The 3,497-nt window shown below is 60.0% G+C and carries 4 protein-coding genes; 1 reads left to right on the top strand and 3 read right to left on the bottom strand.

Going from position 1 to position 3,497, the window contains the following annotated elements; genetic code table 11:
• The coding region (locus NW856_RS03035; protein WP_414399026.1) for a hypothetical protein at window positions 1-226 on the bottom strand (226 nt) is incomplete at its 3' end.
• 130 nt (window positions 227-356) lie between these two features.
• Between NW856_RS03035 and NW856_RS03030 the strand changes: the two genes are divergently transcribed.
• Window positions 357-992 (top strand): exopolysaccharide biosynthesis protein, encoded by a 636-nt coding sequence (locus tag NW856_RS03030; RefSeq protein ID WP_414399024.1) that lies wholly within the window; start codon window positions 357-359, stop codon window positions 990-992.
• Window positions 993-1,009: 17 nt separating this feature from the next.
• Here NW856_RS03030 and NW856_RS03025 read toward each other — a convergent pair whose 3' ends face one another.
• Entirely contained in the window at window positions 1,010-2,173 is a 1,164-nt protein-coding gene (locus tag NW856_RS03025) for an S-layer homology domain-containing protein (RefSeq protein WP_414399023.1), read from the bottom strand.
• Window positions 2,174-2,481: 308 nt separating this feature from the next.
• Window positions 2,482-3,497 (bottom strand): Fe-S cluster assembly protein SufD (gene sufD / locus NW856_RS03020; protein ID WP_414399022.1); only part of this gene is annotated, 1,016 nt, incomplete at its 5' end.

Genomic DNA, 3,497 nt, shown 5'->3' with positions numbered 1-3,497 from the left:
GGGGGGGTGGCAACACCGGCGGAGCTGCCTGCGGGGATAGGGTAGTGGAAGTGCCCACCTCCAACTGCGCTTCTGCCAGGGCCACACCGCGCCCCACCATCAACAGGGATCCCAGCAGCAGGAGCCATCCCAGCCCACGCCCCCCTTTGCGGAACTGAGTCGGAGCCTTCTGCTGTCGCTCAAGGCTGCTGATGTTTACGGCCCTCTTGAACCTGTCACCGAGCATGTCACCTCTCCGAAACCACCCCTTTGCTCAAGATATCCAACACAACTTGAATTTGCAGTAGGCTATCGTTGGCCCTCCAGGTAGTGCCCACCCGTTGCCAAACTTTGCCCGCTCCAGCCCTGCCCCCTCTATGGCCCGTCTGTCTCAAGAGCTAGCCCGGTTTTCCCGCCTTCCCGACAGCCCAGAACAGCCCGAACCCTCCCCGGAAGGGTTGATCCGCATCGAAGACATTCTAAAACTGGCGGGCGAGCGCAGTTTTGGCTTGTTTTTGGCGGTGCTCTCTTTCCCTTCTGCTTTGCCTCTGCCGGCTCCCGGCTATTCCACTCCCTTTGGCGTGGTCATCCTGTTGCTGGCCGCACAAATGCTGGCAGGGCGAACCACTCCTTGGCTGCCGAAATGGGTGTTGCAGACCTCTATTGAACGGAAGCATTTTCAAAAGTGGGTGCAGGCCGGGATCCCATGGCTGCAGCGTATTGAAAACATTGCCCGTCCCCGCTGGCGGCAGCTCTGCACCACACGGCTCGGCCAAGTCTGGCTGGGCACTTGGATCGGCTTGATGGGGATTTCCATGATCATCCCCGTTCCAGGCACCAACACCCTGCCGGCAATGGGGGTTTTCGTCACCGCCTTTGGCCTCCTGGAAGAAGATGGGATCCTGTGCAGCTTGGGATCCCTGATCTGTGTAGCAGGAGGACTGCTGACCACTTCCATTTTGATCGGCCTGTGGTTGGGGGGAACAACCCTTTTGGATTGGCTGGGGAGATAGCCGTGCCGACACCGCTTTTATCGGGATGCTGGGGTCAGCGCCAGATCCTGAGTGAGGCGCAGCTCGATCACCTGATTGGGATCCAGCACCACCACCTGCGGCGCCGTTACATTGCCGATCACCGCTCCGGCCACCCCCGCCCCCAGCACTTCTTCTGTGGCAATGGCATTGTCTCCGGTTACCAAGCCGAGAATGGCGCCCGCTGCCGCGCCGATGGCCGCATCCTGAATGATTTTGCCTGTGGTGGTGTAGCGGGGATCCTTGACATCGTGGATGATGTCCGATTGGGCAGCCAAGGGGAACAGTTGGTTGTTGACAATGATGCTTTCCGCCACAAAACGGGTGCCCCCTGGGGCCGGCTCAAAGCGGCCATCCACCCGCGAGCCAAAAGGCACCAGAATATCCCCCTGGGCGTTGCGAATCGGGTTGCGGACGATCAAAGACATGGGCCGGGTTTCGTTGGGGGCAATGAAGAGGCGCTCGTTGAAGGGGGTGGTGGTTTGCATCAGGGTGCCCGCCGCTAGGGTGGAAAGGCGCAGGTCAAAGCCTGGCTGGGAACCGGAGGGCAAGCCCCCTGGGTTTTGTGCCACCAAGGATCCCCGGTTAAGCATGGCCTGGTGGGTGAAGGCTGCTACCTCGGCGCGAGTGGCGGGACGGTTGGGTTCCAAGAGCATCGGGTCTGGATAATTGACGATCAACCCGGCGCGGTTGGCCGCCGCAATTTGTGCCAGGGCCCAATTGGGGATGGCTGCCGCATCTCGGTAGCGGCTGAAGAGATCTCCGGGCTGAGCGGCTGGGATCGCTCCCGTGTTGCCAATGGCGTTGGTCAAAACCACCAGCGCTTCGGTGCGGGTAACGGGCTGCTCAGGACGGAAGGTGCCATCGGGAAAGCCTGCCACCAGGTTGTTGGCTGCTGCCGTCGAGATGGCGCTGGCTGCCCAGTGGGTGGGGGGCACATCCCGGAAGCCGATGAAAGTACCGGAGGTATTGCGGAGGCGGAAAGCGGTATTGACAATGGTGGCAAACTGAGCGCGGGTCACCGGCTCATTGGGGCGGAAGGTACCATCGGGGAAGCCGTTCAACACGCCCTGAGCGGAGAGGGTCTCAATGTAGGCTTGGGCCCAGTGACCAAAGGTGTCGCGAAAAGGGGCGGCCATGGCCACCTGGCAGTGGATGCCCAAGACAGCTCCCGATAGGAGTATGCCTGCTGCACGTGGAGTTAAAAGAGAGGGAAACATCGTTCGTTCACCGAGTTGTCGTAGCGCCCATCGCTGGGTCAATGGCTACTCTTATTCTGGCTATTTCCTCAGTGATGACAATGGCTAAAACCCTTGCTCTGTGGTAATTTGAGCGTTTCTAACCCAAGATTTGCAGCAAAACGCAACTGCAGAGGATTGATAAGGAAGCTCCTAAATCTCTGTCGCGTCAGTGCTGCCTATCCATTACGCCCAAGTCTGGTCACTCTTGAGGGTAATGGGGGAGCAAAAACCTATTGGTTGAATGCATGGGATCCCAACTGGCGGGCCACCAGGGTGGGAAGTTGAGCCAACGGGATCCCTTCCAGGGCTTCTGCTGCAAAAGCGCAGGTGAGAAGTTGCCTGGCCTCAGCTTGGGGAATACCCCGGCTTTGCAGATAGAAGATCTCTTCTGCCTCCAGTTGGCTGACGGTGGCCCCATGGGCGCATTTGACGTTATCGGCAAAGATCTCCAGTTGCGGCTGGGTGTCGACCCGGGCTTTGGGGCCTAGGAGCAGGTTGCGGTTGGTCTGGGCGGCATCTGCCAGCTGCGCCTCTTGGCTCACCAGAATCCGTCCGCTGAAGACCGCATGGGCTGTCTCGTCAACGATGCACTTGTGCAATTGGCGGCTGCTGCCGTGGGGGGCCTGATGCACCAAGCGGGAGTGGGTGTCGCTGTGCTGGGATCCCTTCAGCAGCGTTAGCCCCTGCAGTTGGGTGTGGGCCTGGGCTCCGGCTTGGGTGATCTCCAGGTTGTGGCGAGAAAACTGGGATCCCCACTGAATCGCCTGGAGGCGGTAGTGGCTGTCGCAGCTTTGGCGCACGGCGGTCTTGTTGATGTGGAAGGCTGGGGATCCCTGCCTTTGCAAAATCACATGGTGCAAACGAGATCCCTCTGCCAGGGCGATCTCCGTAACCGCGTTGCCAAAGGGGATCCCGGATCCCAGGGATACATGATCTTCGATCAGCGTGAGGGAGCTGTGGGCTTGCAAAGACAGCAGGCAGCGGGGCTGGGCCAAAACGGCCTCTCCCTCAGGAGCCACCGTTATGAACAGCAGGTGCAGCGGTGACAGAACTTCCTGGCCGGGCTGTAGGCCAATCTGGATCCCATCTCCCAGATGAGCGGTGTTGAGGGCCGTAAACACATCCGTCTTGGCCAGGGTTTGCAGCAACTCCCCTGGGGCTTGGGCTAAAGGGATCACCTGCAAAGCGGTGGGCAGGCCGCTCAAATCAGAAAGCTGGGGGGCAAAGTAGCCGTTGACGAACACGG

This window comes from Synechococcus sp. R3-13, assembly GCF_047462195.1.
Lineage (GTDB): Bacteria > Cyanobacteriota > Cyanobacteriia > Thermostichales > Thermostichaceae > Thermostichus.
Note: the sequence above shows the minus strand (reverse complement) of the source record. Positions and strands in the feature narration are given on the sequence as shown.

What these genes read in the sequence shown, in the direction of transcription:
- NW856_RS03030 (WP_414399024.1), top strand. Translation starts at nt 357, where the DNA reads ATGGCCCGTCTGTCTCAAGAGCTAGCCCGGTTTTCCCGCCTTCCCGAC.